Annotated in this window: 20 protein-coding genes; 8 read left to right on the forward strand and 12 right to left on the reverse strand. The window is 65.9% G+C overall.

Translation table 11 applies throughout. The features are described 5' to 3' along the window. From CKO27_RS09300 to CKO27_RS09310, 3 genes are all read right to left on the reverse strand, one after another. Positions 1 to 1032, reverse strand: a complete 1032-nt coding sequence (locus CKO27_RS09300; RefSeq protein ID WP_242470822.1) for a uroporphyrinogen decarboxylase family protein — start codon at positions 1030 to 1032, stop codon at positions 1 to 3. 35 nt (positions 1033 to 1067) lie between these two features. Then, positions 1068 to 1730 (reverse strand): cobalamin B12-binding domain-containing protein, encoded by a 663-nt coding sequence (locus CKO27_RS09305; RefSeq protein WP_242470823.1) that lies wholly within the window; start codon positions 1728 to 1730, stop codon positions 1068 to 1070. Positions 1731 to 1903: 173 nt separating this feature from the next. After that, positions 1904 to 3724, reverse strand: a complete 1821-nt coding sequence (locus CKO27_RS09310) for an ABC transporter transmembrane domain-containing protein (RefSeq protein ID WP_200374608.1) — start codon at positions 3722 to 3724, stop codon at positions 1904 to 1906. Between the two features lie 220 nt (positions 3725 to 3944). On the opposite strand from CKO27_RS09310, the gene CKO27_RS09315 reads away from it, so the two are divergent. Together CKO27_RS09315 and CKO27_RS09320 are read left to right on the forward strand one after the other, a co-directional pair. Continuing rightward, the gene (locus CKO27_RS09315) at positions 3945 to 4373 is read left to right on the forward strand and encodes a CBS domain-containing protein (RefSeq protein WP_200374609.1); all 429 of its coding nucleotides are present in this window, start codon (positions 3945 to 3947) and stop codon (positions 4371 to 4373) included. Continuing rightward, positions 4370 to 5017 carry a gamma-butyrobetaine hydroxylase-like domain-containing protein gene (locus CKO27_RS09320; RefSeq protein ID WP_200374610.1) on the forward strand — a complete coding sequence of 216 codons (648 nt, stop codon included), beginning with the start codon at positions 4370 to 4372 and terminating at the stop codon, positions 5015 to 5017. The genes CKO27_RS09315 and CKO27_RS09320 overlap by 4 nt, the downstream gene beginning before the upstream one ends. On the opposite strand, the gene nudB is transcribed toward CKO27_RS09320, so the two are convergent. From nudB to CKO27_RS09335, 3 genes are all read right to left on the reverse strand, one after another. Further along, positions 5010 to 5450, reverse strand: coding sequence for a dihydroneopterin triphosphate diphosphatase (nudB, locus tag CKO27_RS09325; protein WP_200374633.1), 441 nt, complete (start codon positions 5448 to 5450; stop codon positions 5010 to 5012). The two genes, CKO27_RS09320 and nudB, sit on opposite strands and share 8 nt — an antisense overlap. 129 nt (positions 5451 to 5579) lie before the next feature. Then, positions 5580 to 7358 (reverse strand): aspartate--tRNA ligase, encoded by a 1779-nt coding sequence (aspS, locus tag CKO27_RS09330; protein WP_200374634.1) that lies wholly within the window; start codon positions 7356 to 7358, stop codon positions 5580 to 5582. A gap of 132 nt (positions 7359 to 7490) precedes the next feature. After that, positions 7491 to 7808, reverse strand: coding sequence for an FmdB family zinc ribbon protein (locus tag CKO27_RS09335; protein WP_200374611.1), 318 nt, complete (start codon positions 7806 to 7808; stop codon positions 7491 to 7493). A gap of 141 nt (positions 7809 to 7949) precedes the next feature. Between CKO27_RS09335 and CKO27_RS09340 the strand changes: the two genes are divergently transcribed. The 4 genes from CKO27_RS09340 to CKO27_RS09355 all read left to right on the forward strand — a co-directional run bounded on the left by CKO27_RS09340 (position 7950) and on the right by CKO27_RS09355 (position 11990). Next, a complete protein-coding gene (locus tag CKO27_RS09340; RefSeq protein WP_200374612.1) occupies positions 7950 to 8804 on the forward strand; it encodes an SDR family oxidoreductase in 855 nt (284 codons plus the stop codon). A 149-nt stretch (positions 8805 to 8953) separates the two neighbouring features. Beyond that, positions 8954 to 10291: an AAA family ATPase gene (locus CKO27_RS09345; RefSeq protein WP_200374613.1), complete on the forward strand. Its 1338-nt coding sequence runs from the start codon at positions 8954 to 8956 to the stop codon at positions 10289 to 10291. Beyond that, positions 10288 to 11148 (forward strand): SPOR domain-containing protein, encoded by an 861-nt coding sequence (locus tag CKO27_RS09350; RefSeq protein WP_200374614.1) that lies wholly within the window; start codon positions 10288 to 10290, stop codon positions 11146 to 11148. Before CKO27_RS09345 ends, CKO27_RS09350 begins: the two co-directional genes overlap by 4 nt. A 56-nt stretch (positions 11149 to 11204) precedes the next feature. Then, positions 11205 to 11990: a P-loop NTPase gene (locus tag CKO27_RS09355; protein ID WP_200374615.1), complete on the forward strand. Its 786-nt coding sequence runs from the start codon at positions 11205 to 11207 to the stop codon at positions 11988 to 11990. A gap of 266 nt (positions 11991 to 12256) precedes the next feature. Here CKO27_RS09355 and greA read toward each other — a convergent pair whose 3' ends face one another. The 4 genes from greA to trxC all read right to left on the reverse strand — a co-directional run bounded on the left by greA (position 12257) and on the right by trxC (position 17965). Continuing rightward, positions 12257 to 12733: a transcription elongation factor GreA gene (gene greA / locus CKO27_RS09360; protein WP_200374616.1), complete on the reverse strand. Its 477-nt coding sequence runs from the start codon at positions 12731 to 12733 to the stop codon at positions 12257 to 12259. Between the two features lie 116 nt (positions 12734 to 12849). After that, positions 12850 to 16059, reverse strand: a complete 3210-nt coding sequence (gene carB / locus CKO27_RS09365; protein WP_200374617.1) for a carbamoyl-phosphate synthase large subunit — start codon at positions 16057 to 16059, stop codon at positions 12850 to 12852. Between the two features lie 152 nt (positions 16060 to 16211). Further along, complete coding sequence (gene carA, locus CKO27_RS09370) at positions 16212 to 17357, reverse strand: glutamine-hydrolyzing carbamoyl-phosphate synthase small subunit (RefSeq protein WP_200374618.1); 1146 nt, start codon at positions 17355 to 17357, stop codon at positions 16212 to 16214. Between the two features lie 170 nt (positions 17358 to 17527). After that, positions 17528 to 17965 carry a thioredoxin TrxC gene (gene trxC, locus CKO27_RS09375; protein ID WP_200374619.1) on the reverse strand — a complete coding sequence of 146 codons (438 nt, stop codon included), beginning with the start codon at positions 17963 to 17965 and terminating at the stop codon, positions 17528 to 17530. A gap of 175 nt (positions 17966 to 18140) precedes the next feature. Between trxC and trxA the strand changes: the two genes are divergently transcribed. Next, on the forward strand, positions 18141 to 19004 hold the full coding sequence (gene trxA / locus CKO27_RS09380; RefSeq protein ID WP_200374620.1) for a thioredoxin: 864 nt from the start codon (positions 18141 to 18143) through the stop codon (positions 19002 to 19004). Positions 19005 to 19019: 15 nt separating this feature from the next. Here the strand turns inward: trxA and tilS are convergent, their stop codons facing one another. Continuing rightward, complete coding sequence (tilS, locus tag CKO27_RS09385) at positions 19020 to 20411, reverse strand: tRNA lysidine(34) synthetase TilS (protein ID WP_200374621.1); 1392 nt, start codon at positions 20409 to 20411, stop codon at positions 19020 to 19022. 19 nt (positions 20412 to 20430) lie between these two features. Then, complete coding sequence (accA, locus tag CKO27_RS09390) at positions 20431 to 21390, reverse strand: acetyl-CoA carboxylase carboxyl transferase subunit alpha (RefSeq protein ID WP_200374622.1); 960 nt, start codon at positions 21388 to 21390, stop codon at positions 20431 to 20433. Between the two features lie 603 nt (positions 21391 to 21993). Here accA and CKO27_RS09395 point away from each other — a divergent pair. Beyond that, positions 21994 to 22809, forward strand: a complete 816-nt coding sequence (locus CKO27_RS09395; RefSeq protein WP_200374623.1) for a DUF2202 domain-containing protein — start codon at positions 21994 to 21996, stop codon at positions 22807 to 22809. Positions 22810 to 22817: the final 8 nt, after the last annotated feature.

Consider the following 22817-nt stretch of genomic DNA (forward strand, 5'->3'; position numbering starts at 1 on the left):
TCATTCCACCCGACACCAATCGAGCGGATAGCGGCCCCAGCGTTCGACCGCCTCGGCGATGGCCATCAGCACCGCGTCCGGAACCTGCCAGGGGATCTCGCCATGGTTGTCGCCCAGGAGAAAGCCACCGCCAGGCCCGGCGGCGGCGATCGCGGCCTTCACCTCGGCCTCCGCCTGTTCCGGCGTCCAGTGACGCATCGCGATCCCGTTGAGGTTGCCGAGCAATGAAACCTTGCCGCGACAGGCGCCTTTCAGCGCGCTCAGATCGTCCTGCCAGCTCACGCCGAGCAGGGCCGCGCCGGTGGCCGGCAGGTCGTCGACGATCGGCGCGATGCGTCCGGAGGCGAAGTGCATGGCCGCCGGCGCCTCGAACCGGGCCAGGGTGCGGCGCGCGATCTCGAAGCCGGTGGCGAGAAAGCGCTCGCGCGGAACGATGGTGCTCGATGAGATGGGATCGAAATAGCAGATGGCGTTGGCCCCGGCGGCGACCTGGGCATTGGCCCAGGCGACGCAGAACTCCTCGTTGAGCCGCATCAGGTGCTCGAACAGCTCGGGGTGCTCATGCATCAGCACCAGGTAAGGCTCGAAACCCAGTTGAATCACCGGCAGCGAGAAGGGCGACATCACCACGCCGATGATGGGAACCTCGCCGCGCGCCTGCTCGGCCAGCCGACGGGTGGTCTCCAGGACCTTGAGCAGGCTCGGGGAGTCCTCCACGCGCGGCGGGGTCAGATGCTTGATGTCCTCGAAACGGCGGATCACCGGAGCGCCCGCGTTGGGTGGACCGTCCTCGCGGAAGATCGCCGTGCCGCCCCAGGCTTCGGTCTCGATCGCGGCATAGTAGAAGGTGTAGAGACAATCGTGACCGATCTTCTCCCGCAGCCGGAGCTGACCTTCCGCCACCTGCTCGGGCTTGGCGAAATAGTCCTCGATCGACAGACCAAGCTCGCGCGCGCCCTGCAGGACCGGAAGCAGTAACAGCGGAACCCGATCGGGCTCCTGGTGGCCGAGCGACGTCAAGGTGCGCTGCATCGAGGTCATCGTGCCAGACGATCCGCTCGACGGCGTCATGCCGACTCTCCCGTCAGCCGCGCCAGGATGTCCAGCACCTCGCCCGCGCTCGATCCGACCGCGTCGGCACCGACCTCCCGCCAGAGTTCCTCGTCGAACCGATAAGGCGCGCCGCCCACCACCACGCGCGTATGGGGAGAGACCTCGCGCAGCCGGTCGACCAGCACCCGCACCCGCAGCGCGGCGGGTAGCATCAGGGTCGAGACCAGCAGGATCTCGATGCCATCCTCGCGGACGCACTCCACCAGGCCATCCACGTCCTGACGGCCATAGTCCTTCACTGCATGACCCGCGGCGCGCAGCACGGTGCGCACGATCTGCTTGCCCAGCAGGTGATAATCCTCCAGGACCGCGATTGCCAGGCGTGGAGCCCTCGTCGCCGCGCCGGCCTCGCCTGGGGTGGCGAAATCGATGTCCCGCGCTTCGCCCAGTAGTTCCTCGACCAGTTCCTCGCAGATACGGCCGCTCATATAGATCTGAGAGAGCGCGCAATCGCCCTCCTCCCAGAGCCGACCGATCTCTTCCAGGGCCGGTCGGACCAGGGTTTCGATCACATCCAACGGCGACCCCTGGGACCGGGCCGCCATCAGCAACTCACCGGCCTGGACCCGGTTCAAGGCCAGCAGGGCTTGGAGGAGTTCTTCCGAAGGTGATGACATGGTTTGTATGGCTTCATCGAGTGGACCCCTGGCCGGACCAGGCCAGATTCCTGACCCGGCCATCAATCGCGGAAGCATACCACCGCAGCCTCGTTCAATCCGTGAGGCCGTCGACGCTGGGCGCGACCATAAAGGATGCCTGGCTGGAAAAACCCGACCGCTTCCAACCGGCCTCAGGAGGAGACCGCCCGCAATTCGGGTCGCTTGGCCGGCTCAGACGGATCGAATTGCAGGGCGGCGAGCCGGGCGTAGAGTCCGCCCTGGGACATAAGCGCCTCATGATGTCCGGAGGCGACGATGCGCCCCCGGTCCAGCACCAGGATGCGATCCGCGTCGCGCACCGTGGCGAGTCGGTGGGCGATGACGATGCTGGTGCGTCCCTGCATCAGGGTTTCGAGCGCATCCTGGACAAGGCGTTCGCTTTCGGCGTCGAGCGCGCTGGTCGCCTCGTCGAGCAGGAGCAGCGTCGGGTTGCGCAGCACGGTGCGCGCGATCGCGATGCGCTGGCGCTCCCCGCCCGAGAGTCGCACGCCACGCTCGCCCAGGTAGGTGTCGAAGCCCTGGGGGAGTCGGTCCAGGAAGTCCGCCGCGTGGGCCGCCTCGGCGGCGCGCCGCACGTCGTCGTCGGTCGCGCTTTCCAGACCGTAGCGGATGTTCTCCCAGGCGCTGGCGCCGAAGATCACCGGATCCTGCGGAACCAGCGCGATCCGACGGCGCAAATCGCGTGGATCCAATCGACGGATGTCGACGCCATCGAACAGGATCGCCCCGGACGCCGGGTCGTAGAACCGCAGCAGGAGTTGGAAGAGCGTGGATTTACCGGCTCCGGAAGGTCCGACCAGGGCCAGACGCTCGCCCGGCTCGACGACCAGGGCCAGCTCATCCAGCGCCGGCGTATCGGGACGCGAGGGGTAGCGGAATCGCACCTCCTGGAATTCGATCCGTCCGCGCGGCTTGGCGGGCAGCGCGGCGGGCGACTCGGGCGGCTGGATCGCCGAGCGGATCTCCAGCAATTCCATCAGGCGCTCGCTGGCGCCGGCCCCACGCAGCAACTGTCCGATCAGGTCGCTCAGCGAACCCACGGCACCGGCGACCACGATGGCATAGAAGAGAAAGGCGGAGAGTTCGCCGCCGCTGAGGGTACCGGCGAGCACCTGATGCCCGCCGATCCAGAGCACCACGCCGATCGCGCCGAAGGTCAGCAGGGTGGCGACACCGGCCAGGATGGCGCTGGTCATGGAGCGGCTCATGGCCACGTCGAAGGCCGCCTCCACCTGATCGCCATAGCGCCGGGCGTCGACCGGCTCGTGACAGAAGGCCTGCACCGTGCGGATGCCGTGGATGACCTCGTCCACGTAGGCCCCGACGTCCGCGACCCGGTCCTGACTGGCGCGCGAGAGCCGACGCACACGCCGGCCCATGATCCAGGCCGGGCCGATGACGAAGGGCAGCCCCACAAGCACCAGTCCGGTCAGGCCGGGGCTGGTGATGGCCAGCATCAGCACCCCGCCGATGACCAGCAGCGAGGTGCGGATGCTCATCGCCAGGGTCGAGCCGACCACCACCTGGAGAATGGCGGTGTCGCTGGTCAGACGCGAGATGACCTCGCCCGAGCGGGTGGTCTCGAAAAAGCCCACGTCCAGCCCCAGAACCCGCTCGAAGACCGCTTGGCGAATGTCCGCGACCACCCGCTCGCCGATCCAGTTGAGCAGATAGCTGCGCACCATCATGGCTCCCGCCGTGAGCACCACCACGCCCAGGAAGAGCACCAGCGACTGATTAAGCGCCTCGGCCGAGCCCGTCCCCAGGCCCGAATCGACCACCACCCGGATCACCTGTCCGAAGGCCAGCACCGAGCCGGCGGCGACCATCAGCGCCATGAGCGCGACGATCAGGCGGCCTCGATAGGGCCGGGTGAACTGGAGCAGACGTTTGAGCGCGCTCAGGTTACGGGTCGCGGGTCGGTCGATGGTGCTGGCCGTTTTCTCGTGCATGGATGGTCTCGGTACAAGGCTTGGAAGGGTCCGGCGCGGATCCTCGGCTCGGGAGGCTCGGCCGCCGCGCTCCGCGCGACAGGGCGGAAAACCTCACATGGGGTCGATCCGCCGCTTTTTTCCCAGTGTATTGCTAAGCTGTTTCATGTGGGTCGCTCGATCAACCCACCAACGAGATCAGCCGGGGCGCCATCGTCCCAGGCCACGGGGAGGAGAATCCATGAAGAAAATCAAAGAACTGCTTGAAGAAAAAGGCTGCCGCGTCTGGTCGATCGATCCGGACGCCAGCGTCTACGAGGCGCTTGGGCTGATGGCCAAACACCGCATCGGGGCCTTGCTGGTGATGACCGAGACGGGGCCGGTCGGTCTCATCTCGGAGCGCGACTATGCCCGCGAGGGGATCCTGCACGGCCGAACCTCGAAGGAGACCAGGGTTCGTGACATCATGACGCATCGCGTCGTCTGCGCCACCCCGGATCAGACCCTCAACGAGGCCATGATCCTCATGACCGAGAAGCGGGTACGTCATCTCCCCGTGATCGACGCGGGCCTGGTCGTTGGACTGGTATCCATCGGCGATCTGGTCAAGTCCATCATCTCGGAGCAGACATTCATCATCGAGCAGTTGGAGCATTACATCAACTCATGACAGAACGTCCGACCCAGCGTCATCCCACCGAAATCAATCTCCACGCCAAGTCGCGCCGGCTCGGCATCCGCTTCGACGATGGCGCCTCTTTCGAGCTGCCCTGCGAGTATCTGCGGGTCTTTTCGCGGGCGGCCGAGGTGCGCGCCATGGCCGAGCCGGTGACCGGCAAGGAGGCCGTCAACATCCTCGCGATCGAGCCCCAGGGTCAGTACGGGGTGCGCATCCAGTTCGACGATGGGCACGACACCGGCATCTATTCCTGGGACAGCCTCTATCGGCTCGGGCAGGAGCGGGAACGCAACTGGACGGAATATCTCGCCCGGCTGGAGGCGATCGGCTACCAGCGCCGCGAGCCGGAGCGTGGCGAGAAACGGATCCGGCTACTCTATTTCGCCTGGCTCGCCCGCAAGCTGCGTAAGGAGTCGGAGGATCTGACCATTCCGGCGGAGGTCGAGGATGTGACCGCGCTGCTGAAGTGGCTGGGACGGCGCAAGCGCGGCGCCACCGTCCTGTTCGAGCCGGAGCGGGTGCGGGTTACCGTCAACCGTCAGTTCAGCGAGCCCTTCACCAGACTGCACGAGGGCGACGAGATCGGCCTGGTGCCGACCTCCCCTACCCCGCCGCCGACGCCGGATCTCATCTGAAGGTACAGGCCAGCGCGCGGATGGCGTCGCGGTTGGTCCAGGATCCGGTCAGCTCGGCGGCGGCCTGGGCCGGGAGCCAGCGGTATTCCAGGTGCTCCCTCTGGTTCAGGCGCACCCGTCGGCGCGACTCCAGGACCAGCGCGAACCAGTATTCGCGATTGAAGCAGACATTGGGCGCGTAGCGCCTGCGCCAGGCGCGGATGATGGGGAAGAGCACCGAGTGACGCATATCGATGAGCGCGCCGCCGACGCGCAGCCCCGTCTCCTCGCGGACCTCGCGCGCGGCGGCGAGCCGGGGCGTCTCGCCCGGAGCCAGGCTCCCGGTCACCGACTGCCAGAAACCGGCCGGACGGGTGCGACGCATCAGCAGGAACTCACCGCCGCGCGTGCAAACGACCACCAGCACCGACTGCGGCCGCTTGCGCTCGCCCATGGACAGGAGCCCCTCGTCGGCGTCGGTCGATTCGAAACTCCCGGTGGCCAAGAGCCCCGAGGGCGGCGCGCCAAGATCATCGCCCATTCCTGACTCCATCCGCAGCTCGCTCTCGGGCGGCACGACGGATCAGGCCTTCGACCGGATTCGCAGCCCCAGCTCCTTGAGCTGGGCCTCGTCCACCGGAGAGGGGGCGTCGGTCAGCAGACAGGCGGCGGTCTGGGTCTTGGGGAAGGCCATGACATCGCGGATCGAGGTCGCGCCGGTCATGAGCATGACCAGGCGGTCCAGACCCAGGGCGATGCCGCCATGCGGCGGACATCCGAACCGCAACGCCTTGAGCAGGAAGCCGAAGCGGTCCTCGGCCTGCTCGTCGGTGATCCTCAGCAGCTTGAACACCTGACGCTGGACGACGTCGCGATGGATACGGATGGATCCTCCGCCGATTTCGGTGCCATTGAGCACCACGTCATAGGCGCGCGACAGACAGGCGCCTGGATTGGTCTCCAGTTGATCGAGCTGATCCTCCTTGGGCGCGGTGAAGGGGTGGTGCAGCGCCATCCAGCGCTGGTTGGCCGGATCCTCCTCGAACATGGGGAAGTCGACGACCCACAACGGACGCCAGCCCTCGGCCATGAGCCCACGCTCCTGGCCGAGCTTGACGCGCAGCGCCCCGATCGCGTCGTTGACGACTTTGGCCTTGTCGGCGCCGAAGAAGACGATGTCGCCATCCTGCGCCCCGGTGCGCTCCATGACGCCCGCGAGCGCCGCGTCGGTCAGGTTCTTGACGATCGGGGACTGGAGCCCGTCGCGACCCTTGGCCACCCAGTCGTTCACCTTGATGTAGGCCAGACCCCTGGCCCCATGGATACCGACAAACTGGGTGTAGACGTCGATCTCCTTGCGCGACAGCTCGCCGCCCTTGGGCAGACGCAGCGCCACGACACGTCCGTCCGGATCCTTGGCGGGACCGGCGAAGACCTGGAAGTCGACGCCTTCCATGAGATCGGCGATATCCACGAGTTCGAGCGGTACGCGCAGATCCGGACGGTCCGAGCCGAAGCGGCGCATGGACTCGGCGTAGGTCAGACGCGGGAAGGGATTCGGCAGCTCGACCCCGATCACCTCGCGGAAGAGCACGCGGATCATCTCCTCCATCAGGGTCATCAGCTCGTCCTCGGTCATGAAGGAGACCTCGATATCGAGCTGGGTGAACTCGGGCTGACGATCGGCGCGCAGATCCTCGTCGCGGAAGCAGCGCGCGATCTGATAGTAGCGATCCAGGCCCGACATCATCAGCAGTTGCTTGAACAACTGGGGCGACTGGGGCAACGCGAAGAATTCGCCCGGATGGGTGCGGCTGGGGACCAGATAGTCACGCGCGCCTTCCGGGGTGGATTTGGTGAGGATGGGCGTCTCGATGTCGAGGAAACCCTGGTCGTCGAGGAAACGGCGCATGACCTGGGTCACGCGGGCGCGGGTACGCAGACGCGACTGCATCTCCGGGCGACGCAGATCCAGATAGCGATAGCGCAGACGGATCTCCTCGGAGGCGTCGGCCGCGTGCGCGTCGAGCTGAATGGGCGGGGTCTCGGAGGCGTTCAGGATTTCGAGATCCAGGCCCAGGATCTCGATGGCGCCGGTCGGCAGATCCGGATTGAGCGTTCCCTCGGGTCGCGGACGCACCCGCCCCGTGATCTTGAGGACATATTCGCCGCGCGCCTGCTCGGCGCGCTGGAAGACCTCGGCGCGGTCCGGATCGAACACCACCTGAACCAGACCCTCGCGATCACGCAGATCGATGAAGATCACTCCGCCGTGGTCGCGCCGCCGTTGAACCCAGCCGCAGAGGACGACGTCCTGGCCTTCGTGGCTGCCGTTCAACTCTCCACAGTAATGCGTGCGCATCGCTCTCAAGCCCCATTGTTCGCGGTTGACGGAGCCGATCCGGTCAGGGACCGGATCCGTCATGAAAAAGAGCGGAAAGATACTGGCCGCGGGCCGGTGGCGCAAGGGCCAGGCCCGCGACGCGGAACGCGATCAGGCCGCCGATTTGGTCTCGGCCGGCTTGGCGGCCGGTGCCTTGTCGGCCCCGCCGCTCGCGCCGGCGCCCGTCTCGGAGGGTTTCGCCTCCTTCTTCTCGCCGCCGTCATGCAGGTTCTTCTTCTTGTCGCCGTCCTTCTTGAAATCGGTTTCGTACCAGCCGCCGCCCTTGAGCCGGAAACCGGCGGCCGAGATCAATTTCTTGAGCGCCGGCCGACCGCAGGACGGACAGTCGGTCAAGGGCGCGTCACTGATCTTCTGCAACCGCTCCAATTCGTGGCCACAGCTTTCACAGCGGTATTCGTAGATCGGCATGCTTTTCTCCCGTGCCAAGGCACATCAGTATCGGAACAACGGCGAATCCAATCGGGGATCCGCGCGTGGAAATCAAATCCGGTTGCGGCCGGAAGCGGGATTGGCGTTAATGGCCACCCGATCAACCAGACCCCTCACCCCATGCCCGCGACCGACGCCCGCTCGATTCTCATCACCGGCTGCTCCAGCGGCATAGGCCATCGGTGCGCGCTCGGACTCGCGCGGCGCGGCTGGCGCGTCATCGCCTCGGCCCGCCAGGCGGCGGATGTCGCGCGGCTTGGGACGGAAGGGTTGACCGCGATCCAACTGGATCTGGACGACTCCGGGAGCATCCGGGCGGGCTTCGCGCGGACCCTGGAACTCACCGGCGGCCGGCTCGACGCCCTCTTCAACAACGGCGCCTATGGGCAACCGGGCGCGGTGGAGGATCTGAGCCGCGAGGTGCTGCGCGCGCAACTGGAAACCAACCTGCTCGGCTGGCACGAGCTGACCTGCCTGGCCATCCCCGTCATGCGTCGTCAGGGCCATGGGCGCCTGGTGCAGAACAGCTCCATCCTGGGCTTCATCCCCCTGCCCTATCGCGGCGCCTATGTCGCCAGCAAATATGCCCTGGAAGGTCTGACCGACACCCTGCGGCTGGAACTGCGCGGAAGCGGCATCCAGGTCTCGCTGATCGAGCCCGGCCCCATCCTGAGCCGCTTCAGGGAAAACGCCCATCGCGCCTTCCAGGCCAACATCGACCGCGAGCACAGCGTCCATCGTGAATCCTACCGGCGGGCCGAGGCGCGCCTGACCCGGGAAGGCCCGGCCCAACCCTTCACCCTGCCGCCCGAGGCGGTCCTCAAGAAGCTCGTCCATGCATTGGAAAGTCCCCACCCACGGGCGCGCTATTATGTCACCCTTCCGACCCATCTGCTCGGTACACTCAAGCGGCTCCTGCCGACCGGCGGTCTGGACTGGGTGCTGGCGCGGGTGTCACGGGGCGGCGGGGGTTAGCCCGAGATGCCCCGCGCGACCCTGGCGGACCGATCCACCCATTGCGTTTGCACCTTCGCCACGGCTGGCTTAGGCTCCCGCCCCGATCCGTTCGGGGGTTCAGCCATCCTTATCGAGCCGAGCATCCCCGCGCCCAAGGAAATCGACCCATGACCCGCAAGATGCCTGAACAACCGCGGCCCTCGCCCGAGATCATCGCCGTCTTCGGCCAACGGGCGGGGGTCGGCGCCACCACGACCGCCGTCAATCTGTCCCTGGCGCTGGCGGCGGCGGGTCGCTCCGTATTACTGATGGACCTGGATCCAGAGGGACAGGCGGGCCTGGCGATGGGCTATGAGGGCCAGGAGCGCGGCGGTACCGAGCGCGCCCTGATCGAGGCGACCTTCACCCGCGAGATGATCACCGCGACCAAGATCACGGAGATCTATCTGGCGCCGGCCGGCTCTGGGCTCGAGCACCTCGAAAACGAACTCGCCCTGATGGAGGACAGTCACACCCGTCTCTATCAGGCGCTCGCGACCCTGCCGGCCCTGTCGCTGGAGTTCGACCATGTGGTGCTCGACTGTCCGCCCGCGCTCGACCTGCTGACCCGCAACGCCCTGGTCGCGGCGCATCGGGTGCTGCTGCCGCTGACCGACGACGGGGCGATTCTTGAAGGGCTGCCAACGCTGATCAAGACCGTCAGCCGACTGCGCGCCAGCCTCCCCCAGCCACTCTATGGCTTCTATCTGTTGATCGGCATGCGCGCCGCGACCCCATCCTCGCAGGATCTGACCGCCCAGATGCGTCAGGACTATGGGCGCATGTCGCTGCTGACCGAGATCCCATTCGACACCCGGCTCAAGAAGGCGGACACGCCGAATCAGCCCCTGCTGATGCAGGGTCCGACACGCGAGATCGGTCGGGCCTATCTGTCGCTGGCCGCCGAATGGCTAACGCTGGGAGAGTTGGGCGACCAGCGCGATGGAACCTGGCGCTTCAAGGCACGCGAGGAGCGCATGGCGCGCTATCGCGACAAGATGACGAAGGGGATCGAGGGCTGGCGGATCGATCCACTGTCGCGGCTCTACGACGCCGAGGAGGCGATGCGCCAGCAGGATGCCCAGGCGCTCGCCGAACTCTATCAGGCGGCCCAGCCGCCAAGACGCTTCGCCTGGCTCCTGGCCTGGCGTCCCAGCCGGACGACCCTGCTGACGCTGGCTCTGGCGGTAGTCGCCGTGCCGGCCTTCCTCTGGCTGCGCGCCTGGGCACTGGATGCCGAACGACGCCTCGAACTCGGCGCCTGGCTGATCGGACCCCAGCAACACTGGGAGGCCGGCAGTCTCCTCCTGTCGCGGGCCGACGAGACGGCCTATCGCGAGCTGATCCTGGCCGCGCGACTGGTCGAGCGCAACCGCGAGAAGCTGATGGCCTGTGGCGAGCAGGCGCGCGCGGGCGCGCCCGCCCCCTGCCTCATTGATCTACCACCACGGGACGCCCAGCCATGACGGGCGGGGGATCCGGCAAACCCTTCGGGCGACGACGGACGGCCCCAGCCGGCGCCCGCTATCGCTGGGCGGTCTTCATGCTGGCCTGGCTCCTAGCAGCGATCCTTCAGGCCGGAACCTTCGAGCCAATCCCGCGCGCGACCTCCCAGCCGAGCCAGGATCCGCGATGGCTGGAGCCATTGCCCAGGCTGGCCCTGCCCCTGCCGCGGCTGACCGCGCCGCCCACTTCACCAAGGCCCACCGAAACACCGCCGGAGTCGGCACCGGCGTCGCTCCCGCCGTTGGAAACGCCGACCGAGCGCACCGCGATGGACGAGCCAGCAACGCCGGCGATATCGCCGATCTCGGATGTCTCGCCGGAGGAAACCAGCGAGGATGCCGCCATGATCGAGGTTCTGGAACGGCAGGTGATTGGGAGCAAGACCGCCGGCGTGACCCGGAACATGAGGGGGAATCAGGCCCCCCACGATCCAGCGGACGACCCCGGCCAACCGGCGACCATCGAACCCGAACCTGAACCTGAACCCGAAGCCCCAGGGCCGGTCGTGGAATCGACCTCCGCCAGGCCGGAAGCGATCGACTCCGCGCGCCACCGCTGGCATGTCCAACTGCTGGCCGGACGCTCCCTGGACAGGGTCAAGCAGGATCGCGACAGGCTCGTGCAGCGTCATGGCACCCTGCTGGATGGATTGACCCTGACGATCAGTCAATCGCGGTTTGGCGATGCGCGGGACGAATTCTATCGCTTGCGCGTCCAGGAATGGACAAGCGACCAGGAGGCCAGGCACTGGTGCGCGCGCCTGCGCGCGGCCGGTGGCCAATGCCTGGTCACTCGCGTCACTCCGCCAGGCGATTGAGCGCGGACCACCCGGCGGTTTCCGCCCAGTCGAATTCAAGATAGCGACCCAACCTCATGCGTACCCTCTGTGTCACATCCGGAAAAGGCGGAGTCGGCAAAACCACCCTATCCATCAACCTGGGTATCGCGATCGCCCGCGCGGGCCGCAAGGTCCTGCTGCTGGACGGCGATCTGGGATTGGCGAATCTCAACGTGATGCTCGGGATCATTCCCAAGCTCACCATCCACGACGTGGTGCGCGGCCAGAAGACCCTAGCGCAGATCGTCATGCCGACGGGTTACGGACTGGATCTCATCGCCGGCGCCAGCGGCATCGCCGAACTGGCCGACCTGGGCGAGAGCGAGCGCCAGAACGTCATGCACGATCTGGAGGGATTGAGCGGCTATGACTTCCTCATCATCGATACCGGGGCCGGGATCGGCGATAACGTCATCCGCTTCGTCATGGCCGCCGACGATGTCATCATCGTCACCACGCCGCACCCAACCTCGCTGACCGATGCCTATGGCATCATCAAGACCATCCTGGCCCACGAACCCAAACCACTCAAACTGCTGGTGAACAACGCCCCCACGGCCGCCGATGCGAACCGCGTCGCCAGCCGGCTGAAGAGCGTGACCGATCGGTTCATGAACGGCACGCTCGACTACATCGGTTACGTTCCGGCCGATGCGCTGATCGAAAAGAGCATCCTGGCGCAGAAGCCGCATCTGGTCCTCAACCCCGGATCCGCCAGCGCGCAACGCATCAACGAGGCCGCGATGCAGTTGCTCAATCGACCCGAAGCCAATATCAAGAGCAGCCTGGGGCGTTTCCTGCGCCGGTTGATCGGTCAGTAAGGTGATTTCCAGGAAACTTTGTTACCCGTGATCCGCCCGGTCATAGACAGGATTAACAGGATTTCGCAGGATTGACAGGATTTATAAATCTCTGTTTTTAATCCTGTTAATCCTGTCCAGTTTCAGGGCTTGCGGTCGGGCATAAACGTTCCCGGAAATCGCCCAAACGGATATCGGCGTGTGCCTGACGGCGCCATTGGGGAGCGAGAGAACGAGGCGAGGAGGGCAAGGCCGCCATTCCGCGGCGGCTCATCACCCTATCGGAATCAGACGTATCGGACTTCCAGAATCTCGAACTCGCGGACCCCACCCGGCGCCGCGAGCGAGGCCACGTCCCCTTCGCTCTTGCCGATCAGACAGCGGGCGATCGGCGAGCTGATGGAGATCATGCCCAGCTTGAGATCCGCCTCGTCATCACCGACGATCTGGTAGCACAACTCGTCGTCCTTCTCGAGTTCCAGCACCTTCACCGTGGCGCCGAAGACCACCTTGCCATTGGGCGAAAGGCTGGTTACGTCGATCACCTGGGCATTGGAGAGCTTGCCCTCGATGTCCTTGATGCGTCCCTCGACGAAACTCTGCTGTTCGCGGGCGGCGTGGTATTCGGCGTTTTCCTTCAGATCGCCGTGCGCGCGCGCCTCGGCGATGGACTCGATGATGCGCGGGCGTTCGATCCGCTTGAGTCGCTCCAGTTCCTCGCGCAATTTTTCAGCGCCCCTGGCGGTCAGAGGTACCTTGCTCATGGGGTGATTCCTCGTATGAAATCGTCGACGCGGACCGGAATCCACGATGACGGTGGTCCATTGCGGACCAAATACAAAAAACGACGGGCGCCGGCAGGCGCCCTAGGGTCTCGAAATCAGTACAAATCTTGTAACCGATTGACGCTGACGATGTCCAGTTGTTTGAGGGCCAGACAGGTCGCCTCGGCACCCGAGATCGTCGTCGTATAGGTCACCTTGTGCTGAAGCGCGGCGCGGCGGATCGCGGCGGAATCGGCGATCGCCTTGGCCCCTTCGGTCGTGTTGACGATGAAGCCGATCTCGTTGTTCTTGATCATGTCGACGATGTGCGGGCGCCCCTCGGCGACCTTGTTGACCCCCGCGCACTCCAGGCCGGCGTCGCGCACGGCGGCGGCCGTTCCATGGGTGCCGTAGAGGCTGAAGCCGAATCCCAGGAGATCGCGCGCGACCTGGATCAGACGCGCCTTGTCGGCCTCGCGCACACTCAGGAGCGCCTTGCCGCCCTTGCGCGGCAGCAGACTTCCCGCGCCTTCCTGGGCCTTGGCGTAGGCCTCGCCGAAACTCTCGCCGACCCCCATCACCTCGCCGGTGGACTTCATCTCGGGACCGAGCAGCGTATCCACGCCAGGGAACTTGACGAAGGGGAACACCGCCTCCTTGACGAAATAGTGCTTGGGCCGCGACTCGCGACGGTGCCCCTGCTCCTCCAGCGTCTTGCCGACCATGCAGCGGGCGGCGACCTTGGCGAGCGGTACGCCGATCGCCTTGGAAACGAAGGGGACGGTGCGCGAGGCCCTGGGATTGACCTCCAGGATGTAGATGTCGTCGCCCTTGATCGCGAACTGGGCGTTCATCAGACCGACCACGTTCAGCCCGTGCGCCATCTTGATCATCTGGTCGCGCATGCGATCCTGGATCGAGACCGACAGGGTATAGGGCGGCAGCGAGCAGGCGGAATCGCCCGAGTGGACGCCGGCCTGCTCGATGTGCTCCATGATGCCGCCGATCAGCACGTCGGTGCCGTCGCAGATGGCGTCCACGTCCACCTCGATGGCGTCGTCGAGGAAGTGGTCGAGCAGCACGGGGGACTCGTTGGACACCCGCACCGCCTCGCGCATATAGCGGTTCAGCTCGGTCTCGTCATAGACGATCTCCATCGCCCGACCGCCCAGCACATAGGAGGGACGCACCACCAGCGGATAGCCGATGGCCGCCGCCCGCTCGACCGCCTCGGCCTCGCTGCGGGCCGTCGCGTTCGCCGGCTGACGCAACCCCAGCGTATGGATCAGCTGCTGGAAACGCTCGCGGTCCTCGGCCAGATCGATGCTGTCCGGCGTGGTGCCGATGATGGGCACGCCGGCCGCCTCCAGGGCGCGCGCGAGCTTGAGCGGCGTCTGGCCGCCGTACTGGACGATGACGCCCAGGGGTTGTTCCTTGGCGACGATCTCCAGCACGTCCTCCAGGGTCAGCGGCTCGAAATAGAGTCGGTCGGAGGTGTCGTAATCGGTGGAGACGGTCTCCGGATTACAGTTGACCATGATGGTTTCATAGCCGTCCTCGCGCATCGCGAAGGCGGCGTGGACGCAGCAGTAGTCGAACTCGATGCCCTGGCCGATACGGTTCGGCCCGCCGCCCAGGACCATGATCTTGCGCCGATCGGACGGATCGGCCTCGCACTCCTCCTCGTAGGTGGAATACATGTAGGCGGTGCTGGAGGCGAATTCGGCGGCGCAGGTATCGACCCGTTTGTAGACCGGGCGCAGTCCAAGCTCATGGCGCAAGGTACGGATCTCGCTCTCCCTGGCCCCGACCAGCCGGGCGATGCGCCGATCCGAGAAACCCTGGCGCTTGAGCGCGCGCAGCCGCTCCAGGTCGAGTCCGGCGCGACCGGCGGCGCGCGTCTCGCCCTCGACACGGATCAGATCCTCGATCTGGGCCAGGAACCAGGGGTCGATCCAACTCAGCTCGTGGATTTCCTCCAGGGTCATGCCGACACGGAAGGCGTCGGCGACATAGAAGATCCGCTCGGCGCCGGTCTGACGCACCTCCAGCCGAATCTTCTCGACCGCCTCCGGATCGGCCGGGTCCACCATCTCGTCAAGACCATAACGGTCGATCTCGAGCCCGCGCAGGGCCTTCTGCAGGGATTCCTGGAAGGTCCGTCCGATCGCCATGACCTCGCCGACCGACTTCATCTGGGTGGTCAGACGGGCATCGGCCAGCGGAAATTTCTCGAAGGCGAAGCGCGGGATCTTGGTGACCACGTAGTCGATGGTCGGCTCGAACGAGGCCGGCGTGGCGCCGCCGGTGATCTCGTTGCGCAGCTCGTCGAGCGTGTAGCCGACCGCCAGCTTGGCCGCGACCTTGGCGATCGGGAAGCCGGTCGCCTTCGAGGCCAGCGCCGAGGAACGCGAGACGCGCGGATTCATCTCGATGATGATCATGCGACCGTCGGCCGGGTTGATGGCGAACTGCACGTTCGAGCCGCCGGTATCGACGCCGATCTCGCGCAGCACCGCGATCGCGGCGTTGCGCATGATCTGGTATTCACGATCGGTCAAGGTCTGGGCCGGCGCGACCGTGATGGAATCGCCGGTATGCACCCCCATGGGATCGAAATTCTCGATCGAGCAGATGATGATGCAGTTGTCCGCGCGGTCGCGGACCACCTCCATCTCATACTCCTTCCAGCCGAGCGCCGACTCCTCGATCAGCAGCTCGTGGGTCGGGGAGAGATCCAGCCCGCGCCGGCAGATCTCCTCGAACTCTTCCTGGTTGTAGGCGATCCCGCCGCCGCTGCCGCCCATGGTGAAGGACGGGCGAATGATGGTCGGGAAACCGATCGGCGCCTGGACCTGGATCGCCTCCTCCAGGCTATGGGCGATCGCCGAGCGCGGCATGTCGAGCCCGATCCTGCGCATCGCCTTGCGGAAGAGGTCGCGATCCTCGGCCTTGTCGATCGCCTCGCGCGAGGCGCCGATCAGCTCGACGCCGAATTTCTCCAGCACGCCCTCGCGCACCAGGTCGAGCGCGCAATTGAGCGCGGTTTGACCGCCCATGGTCGGCAGCAGCGCGTCCGGACGCTCCTTCTCGATGATGGCGGCGACCGCGCGCCAGGTGACCGGCTCGATATAGGTCGCGTCCGCCATCTCCGGGTCGGTCATGATGGTGGCCGGATTGGAGTTCACCAGCACGACCCGGTAGCCCTCCTCCCGCAGCGCCTTGCAGGCCTGTGCCCCGGAGTAGTCGAACTCGCACGCCTGACCGATGACGATGGGTCCGGAGCCGATGATCAGGATGCTGTGGATGTCGGTACGCTTGGGCATGGGGTCTCACGCGGCGGTTCGGAATTTTTTGAGTGGACAGTTTTCAGTTGTCGGTTTTCAGTTGTCAGTCGATCCAGCCTTTCAACTTAAAGAGGCGGTCAACCGACTCGGCGCGTTACCGATCACGGACAACGGTCCACTGAAAACGGATTTCAGCGCTTTCTGTCTCGCATCAGCTCGATGAAGTGATCGAAGACAGGCGCCACGTCGTGCGGTCCCGGGCTGGCCTCGGGATGCCCCTGGAAACTGAAGGCGGGACGCTGGCGATGATGGATCCCCTGAAGCGAGCCATCGAAGAGCGAGCGGTGCGTCGCCTCCAGGGAGTCAGGCAGACTCTCCTCGTCGACCGCGAATCCGTGGTTCTGGCTGCTGATCATGACCGCGCCGGTCTTGAGATCCTGCACCGGATGGTTGGCGCCGTGATGGCCGAACTTCATCTTTAGGGTACGTGCCCCACAGGCCAATCCGAGCAACTGGTGCCCGAGACAGATGCCGAAGATGGGGACATCCGTCCCGAGCAGCTCGCGAATGGCCGCGATGGCGTAGTCGCAGGGCTCCGGATCGCCCGGGCCATTGGACAGGAAGACCCCGTCCGGCGCGAGCGCCAGCACGGTCGCGGCGGGCATGTGCGCCGGCACGACCGTCACATGACAGCCTCGGTCAACCAGCATCCGCAGGATGTTGCGTTTGATCCCGTAGTCATAGGCGACCACATGGTAGGGCAGCTTTTCGCCCACCGGCATCAGATGCTCGGGCAGCCCAGCGTCCAGGCTCCAAGAGCCCTGGGTCCAGGGATAGGCCTCACGGGTCGAGGCCTGCTGGGCCAGATCCATGCCCTTGAGCCCCGGAAAGGCGCGCGCCTCGGCCAGGGCCGCCGTCTCGTCGACGCCATCGCCGGCCTGGATGCAGCCACTCTGGGCGCCCTTCTCGCGCAGCAGGCGGGTCAGGCGACGGGTGTCGATATCGGCGATGCCGACCACCCCCTGGCGCGCCAGATAGACATCGAGCGACTCCCGCATCCGAAAGTTGCTGGGAAACAGGGGCAGATCCCGAACGATGAGACCGGCGGCCTGAACGGCGCCCGACTCCTCGTCCTCGGCGTTGGCCCCGACGTTACCGATATGCGGATAGGTCAGGGTCACGAGCTGGCGCAGATAGGACGGATCGGTCAGGATCTCCTGATACCCCGACATGGCCGTGTTGAAGACGACTTCGCCGACGCTGCTCCCATCGGCGCCGATCGAAGTTCCGCGGAAGACCGAGCCGTCTTCCAGAACCAGAACCGCGGGTTTTCTCAAGGGTTTCTCCGAATACGGGCGAGGACGCGCGGTCGCTTTCGGGGGAGGGAAAGCGACAGGGGTACGCGAGAAGGTCGCCGTCGAGGCGACGCGCTTAACCCTCGGTATTCTAGAGAACCGCCGCCGGGCTGTCCACGCGCCCGGCCGAGCGGCCGAGCGCCGAGCGAACCCTAGATCCACTGCCGCGCCCAGGCGACGATTCCTCCCGCGTCCATGGCGCCCGCCTGGCGCGCGATCTCGGCGCCGCCGCGAAACAGGATCAGGGTCGGGATACTCCGGATGCCAAGCCGCGCGGAGAGCGTTTGCGCCTCCTCGGTATTCACCTTGACCAGACGCAACCCCGGCTCCAGGCGCGCGGCGGCGGACTCGAAGGCCGGCGTCATCATCCGGCAGGGACCGCACCAGGGCGCCCAGAAATCGACCAGCAGCGGGAGATCGCTCCGGCCAAGGTGACGGGCAAAGCGCGCCTCGTCGAGCGGCAATGGCTGGCCGCTGAACAGGGCGCCATGGCATTGGCCACACTTGGGGCCGGCACTCAGGCGGTCCGGCGGAAGCCGGTTGACCGCGTCACAGTGGGGGCAGACGAGGTGCAGGGCTTGGTGGGACATGGCTGATCACTCCGAACGAGGCCAAGGGGATCACCGCGCGTTCGTGGGCGCGTCTCGGCCGGGATCATCCCAGACGCGAAGCGCGGGCGGCAACCCGCGCACTTGAATCGAACATCGCCGGTGGCTATGTTGCCTCGCTATCCCGTCCCTGGATCGACTTTGAAGAATAACCGCCATGACTGATTCACCCCATGTCGTCGCCGTGACCGCGGCGAATTTCCAATCCCTGGTCATCGAGGGCTCGTTCGAGCGCCCGGTGCTGGTCGATTTCTGGGCCGACTGGTGCGCCCCCTGCCGCACGCTGATGCCCATGCTCGCGAAGCTGGCCGAGCAGTACGGAGGCCGCTTCCTGCTGGCCAAGGTCGATACCGAGGCCGAACCGGCGCTGGCCGCCCACTTTGGCATCCGCAGCCTGCCCACGGTGCAGCTCTTCAAGGACGGACAGGCGGTGGATCAGTTCATGGGCGCCCTGCCGGAGCCTCAGGTGCGCGAGTTCCTCGATCGCCATCTACCACGCGCGTCCGACGACGTGCTCCGTCAGGTCGAGGACTTGATGGCGAGCGGGGATTTCGACGCGGCTCGCGCCCTCATCGACCAGGCCCTGACGGAGGATCCGGACAACGGGCGCCTGCGCCTGGCGGAACTCCGCTTGAGCGCCGCGCGCGGCGACATCGCCACGGCGCTGGCCGGCCTCGACAACCTGCCCATCGACCTAGCCAACGCCCCCGAGGTCGCGGCCTTGCGCGGACAATTGCGCTTCGCCGGCGCCATCCAGGACGCACCGTCCGAATCCGAGCTGAGCCGTCGCGCCGAGGCCGACCCGAGCGACAGCCAGGCCCGTTATCAGTTGGCGGCCTACCGGGTCTTGCAAGGCGACTACGCGGGCGCGCTGGATTATCTGTTCGAGATCATGAAGCGCGACCGAGCCTACGGGGAGGATGCCGGTCGTAAGGGCATGCTGGCGGTCTTCGACCTGCTCGGCGGCAACAACGACCTGGTCGCCCGCTATCGGGCCAGGATGATGAGCGCCCTCTATTGACCGGATCATTGGGAGTCAGGGCGGAGTGTCGAGACACCGGATCCTGATTTCACTCCCGAACTCCGGGGCGACCCTCTCCCAGGAATGCCCCGACCAGCTCAGGGCGGCGGCGCCCGGCGCCGGCGTTCCTCCGAGACAAGCCCCGACCCCGGCGATGGCGATGAGCGTCTCGTCCAGGAACAGCATGGGCAGATAGGGCCTCAACCAGACCGGCACGCCGGCTTCCTGGAACAGCTTCTTCAATGACCGGCGATGAGCCGTCGGTGAGCGCTGGCAGGACAGACTCGTCTGGCCAAATCGAACCTGGATGTCGCGCCCCATGCGGGCACCCTCGGGCTCTGGACGCCACTCCAGACAGCCAAGCCCCGAGGGTAAGGCCAGCACCGAGACGCCCTCCCCCAGCCGCCAGTCGATCCGCAGGGACGAGGACGGCGGATCCGGCAAGGGTCGCAGGGCGAAAACCTCCCGACGGTAACGCCTGACCTCGCAACCGGGCCAGCCGACGACCGGGTTGGCGTCCGCGCGGGCGGGCAACAGCTCGTCCAGGATACGGTCGAGGTGTCTGGCGTCCGACACGACGAATCCCTCCCGCCTCAGCCAGAGTCGGAACACCGCCTTGCGAAGCGGCCGATCGAGACCTTCGAGCGCGGGAACGGAGAGGCTCCCGGGCCGCGCGCCGCGCGCCTCCGCCAGCGCCGCATCGGCCAGTCGGTCGACCAGGCCGGCGGCCTCGGCGACATGACTGGCGCTTCTGGAGAGCGTCGCCGAGACCGCCGGCCAGCGCGCGCGCAAGCGGGGCAGCACCTCCTGCCTGAGATAATTGCGATCCAGGGTCGTGACCCCGTTGCTGGGATCCTCGATCCAGACGAGTCCCCGCCGCCGGGCCTGCTCCGCGAGCGATCCGCGCGACCATTCCAGCAATGGGCGGACCAGATACCCCGAACCCAGCGGGGCCGAGAAGGGCATGGCGGCCAGGCCATGAACGCCACTGCCGCGCAGCAGGGCGAGCAACAGGGTCTCGGCCTGATCGTCCTGGTGATGGGCGGTGAGCAGAATCTCGCCAGGTCCGAGCAAGCGGCGGAACACGCGGTATCGCGCCTCGCGCGCCCAGGCCTCCAGGCTCTCGCCGGGGCTCGGCCCAGCCGGACTCAGCCGTTCGATATGGATGGGAATGGAAAGGGCCTGGCAAACGCCCGCGCAATGGGCCGCCCAGTCGCCCGATCCCGGCTGCAAGCCATGATCGATATGAACGGCCAGCAATTCGCCGGGCAGTCGCGCGCGGACCTCGGCGGCGGCGGACAGGAGGACGGTCGAATCCAGACCGCCGCTGAAGGCGATCCAGCACCTCGGGGCCGAGGCGAAGGGCGCGAGCCGTGTCGGCAACCGATCGGGCGTGAAGTCGGACACCCGACCCACCGCCCGCCGGTCAGGCTTCCTTGAACCGCCCGTAGGCCATCAGACGCTTGTAGCGGGCCGCGACCAGCGTATCCAGATCGACCTTCTCCAAGACGTCCAGACGCGCGAGCAGCGCCTCCCTCAAGCTCTTGGCGGTGGCATCGGGATTGCGGTGGGCACCGCCCGAAGGCTCCTTGATGATCTGATCGATCAGCCCCTGCTCCATGAGCTTCGCGGAGGTGATGGCCATCGCCTCGGCCGCGAGCTGGGCCTTATCGGAACTCTTCCAGAGAATGGAGGCGCAGCCCTCGGGCGAGATCACGGAGTAGGTACTGAATTCCAGCATCCCCAACCAGTCGCCGACCCCGATCGCCAGGGCGCCGCCGGAACCGCCCTCGCCCACCACGATGCAGAGAATGGGCGTGCGCAGCCGCGACATCTCGCGCAGATTGCGCGCGATCGCCTCGCTCTGACCCCGCTCTTCCGCGCCAACGCCGGGATAGGCGCCGGGCGTATCGATGAAGGTCAGGATCGGCAGGCGGAAGCGCTCGGCCATCTCCATCAGACGCAACGCCTTGCGGTAGCCCTCGGGTCGCGGCATCCCGAAATTGCGCAGGATCTTTTCCTTGGTGTCGCGCCCCTTTTGATGGCCGATCACCATCACCGGACGACCATCGATCCGAGCCAGGCCGCCAACGATGGCGTGATCGTCGGCGAAGGTACGGTCGCCGTGCAGCTCATGGAATTCGTCGAAGATACGCCGCGTGTAGTCGAGCAGGTAGGGTCGCTGCGGATGGCGCGACAACTGAGAGATCTGCCAGGGCGTCAGCGAGGAGAAGATGGATTCGGTCAAGGCGGCGCACTTGGACTGCAGGCGCTCGATCTCTTCCTGAATGTTGAGCTCGTTGTCGTGTCCGACCAGCCGAAGCTCTTCGATCTTCGCCTCGAGTTCGGCGATGGGTTGTTCAAAATCGAGAAAATTAAGGTCCATAACCCCGAGATCGTCTGTTCAGGATGGAGGCGGCGAGCGTGAAGGGGCGCCCGCGAGGCAAAGGCGCCCAAATCTAGCGCACCACGGCGTCCGAGTACAGCCTGCCGGTCGACGAGGGTGCGACCACAACCGATGCTTGGCCGGGAACCCCCAATCACGGCGTCCGATGCCGACGGTCAGGAAATCGCGTCGATACCGCTTCCAACCGCCCCGTCCGGCGTCCACCCATCGTTGGGATATATGAACAGGTAGTGCCCTAATTCGCAGGATGGCTACCCGAGCGGGTTTCTTCGGAAGCCCCGTTAGACAGGCGTTACCGCCAGCGATCCGCCATAGCCCATCCTGCTGATTGGGGCACTACCCGCTCCCGCGCCCCCCAGCCAAGCATCCGTCATGGGCGCACCCGGTCGGGCTTCGCGGGGCGATACGCCGGCCCCGGATCGACCGTCGGGCTCGACATTTCTGTCGAACCCGACGGCTCTTGTCGAGGCATCCCCCGATAAACACGCCCCAAAATACTGTTATCAAACAAATAATTTTCTGGCACACCAAATGCTTTAGGAGATTCGACAATTCGTCGAGATCAACCACGAGGAAACTACGATGCGTACGGAATACAGCCTGCCGATGATCGCCCTGACCGCCATCATGGTCGCCGCCCCAGCCTTTGGCGCCGGCCCACGGGGATCCCAGCCAGTACAACCCGTGCTGGCGGATCTGGACGCCCAGGAGGCGGAGGCCCTGATCTTCATGCGCGAGGAAGAGAAGCTGGCGCGCGATGTCTATCTCGCCATGGACGGGTTGTGGCAGCAGTTGCCGTTCGAGAATATCGCCCAGTCCGAGCAGAAGCACATGGATGCCGTGAAGAACGCGATCGACAACTATGGACTGACCGATCCCTCGGAGGCGAACCCCCTCGGCGTCTTCACCAATACGACCCTACAGCAGCTCTATACGGACCTGACCACCCTGGGCGAAACCTCCTATCTTGAGGCGTTGCAGGTCGGCGCGCTGATCGAGGAAGTCGACATCGAGGATCTCGAAAACACCATCGCCGCGACCAACAACCTGGATCTTCAGACGATGTACGGCAATCTGCTGCGCGGATCCCGTAATCATCTGCGCGCCTTCGTGGCCGAGATCGAACGTCAGGGCGTGGTCTACGAGGCCCAACTGTTGAGCCAGGAAGCCGTGGACGAGATTCTCGACAGCCCCATGGAGCGCGGCGGTAACGGTGCCGGCAAGCGTGGATCTGGATCCAACCGTCTGGGCATGGCCGATGGCCTGACGTTCGACGATCTTATTGCGCGTGGCGGTAACGGAAGCGGCAAAGGCCCCGGTGATGGAACCGGCACGGGGACCGGCCAGGGACGGGGCAAGGGGAACGGCCAAGGCTTGAACCAGGGTGTGCAAGCCTAAGCCGCGAC

The organism is Thiocystis violacea, assembly GCF_016583575.1.
GTDB classification, from domain to species: domain Bacteria; phylum Pseudomonadota; class Gammaproteobacteria; order Chromatiales; family Chromatiaceae; genus Thiocystis; species Thiocystis violacea.

What these genes read in the sequence shown, in the direction of transcription:
- CKO27_RS09300 (WP_242470822.1), bottom strand. Translation starts at nt 1,032, where the DNA reads ATGCAGCGCACCTTGACGTCGCTCGGCCACCAGGAGCCCGATCGGGTT.
- CKO27_RS09305 (WP_242470823.1), bottom strand. Translation starts at nt 1,730, where the DNA reads ATGTCATCACCTTCGGAAGAACTCCTCCAAGCCCTGCTGGCCTTGAAC.
- CKO27_RS09310 (WP_200374608.1), bottom strand. Translation starts at nt 3,724, where the DNA reads ATGCACGAGAAAACGGCCAGCACCATCGACCGACCCGCGACCCGTAAC.
- CKO27_RS09315 (WP_200374609.1), top strand. Translation starts at nt 3,945, where the DNA reads ATGAAGAAAATCAAAGAACTGCTTGAAGAAAAAGGCTGCCGCGTCTGG.
- CKO27_RS09320 (WP_200374610.1), top strand. Translation starts at nt 4,370, where the DNA reads ATGACAGAACGTCCGACCCAGCGTCATCCCACCGAAATCAATCTCCAC.
- nudB (WP_200374633.1), bottom strand. Translation starts at nt 5,450, where the DNA reads ATGGGCGAGCGCAAGCGGCCGCAGTCGGTGCTGGTGGTCGTTTGCACG.
- aspS (WP_200374634.1), bottom strand. Translation starts at nt 7,358, where the DNA reads ATGCGCACGCATTACTGTGGAGAGTTGAACGGCAGCCACGAAGGCCAG.
- CKO27_RS09335 (WP_200374611.1), bottom strand. Translation starts at nt 7,808, where the DNA reads ATGCCGATCTACGAATACCGCTGTGAAAGCTGTGGCCACGAATTGGAG.
- CKO27_RS09340 (WP_200374612.1), top strand. Translation starts at nt 7,950, where the DNA reads ATGCCCGCGACCGACGCCCGCTCGATTCTCATCACCGGCTGCTCCAGC.
- CKO27_RS09345 (WP_200374613.1), top strand. Translation starts at nt 8,954, where the DNA reads ATGACCCGCAAGATGCCTGAACAACCGCGGCCCTCGCCCGAGATCATC.
- CKO27_RS09350 (WP_200374614.1), top strand. Translation starts at nt 10,288, where the DNA reads ATGACGGGCGGGGGATCCGGCAAACCCTTCGGGCGACGACGGACGGCC.
- CKO27_RS09355 (WP_200374615.1), top strand. Translation starts at nt 11,205, where the DNA reads ATGCGTACCCTCTGTGTCACATCCGGAAAAGGCGGAGTCGGCAAAACC.
- greA (WP_200374616.1), bottom strand. Translation starts at nt 12,733, where the DNA reads ATGAGCAAGGTACCTCTGACCGCCAGGGGCGCTGAAAAATTGCGCGAG.
- carB (WP_200374617.1), bottom strand. Translation starts at nt 16,059, where the DNA reads ATGCCCAAGCGTACCGACATCCACAGCATCCTGATCATCGGCTCCGGA.
- trxC (WP_200374619.1), bottom strand. Translation starts at nt 17,965, where the DNA reads ATGTCCCACCAAGCCCTGCACCTCGTCTGCCCCCACTGTGACGCGGTC.
- trxA (WP_200374620.1), top strand. Translation starts at nt 18,141, where the DNA reads ATGACTGATTCACCCCATGTCGTCGCCGTGACCGCGGCGAATTTCCAA.
- accA (WP_200374622.1), bottom strand. Translation starts at nt 21,390, where the DNA reads ATGGACCTTAATTTTCTCGATTTTGAACAACCCATCGCCGAACTCGAG.
- CKO27_RS09395 (WP_200374623.1), top strand. Translation starts at nt 21,994, where the DNA reads ATGCGTACGGAATACAGCCTGCCGATGATCGCCCTGACCGCCATCATG.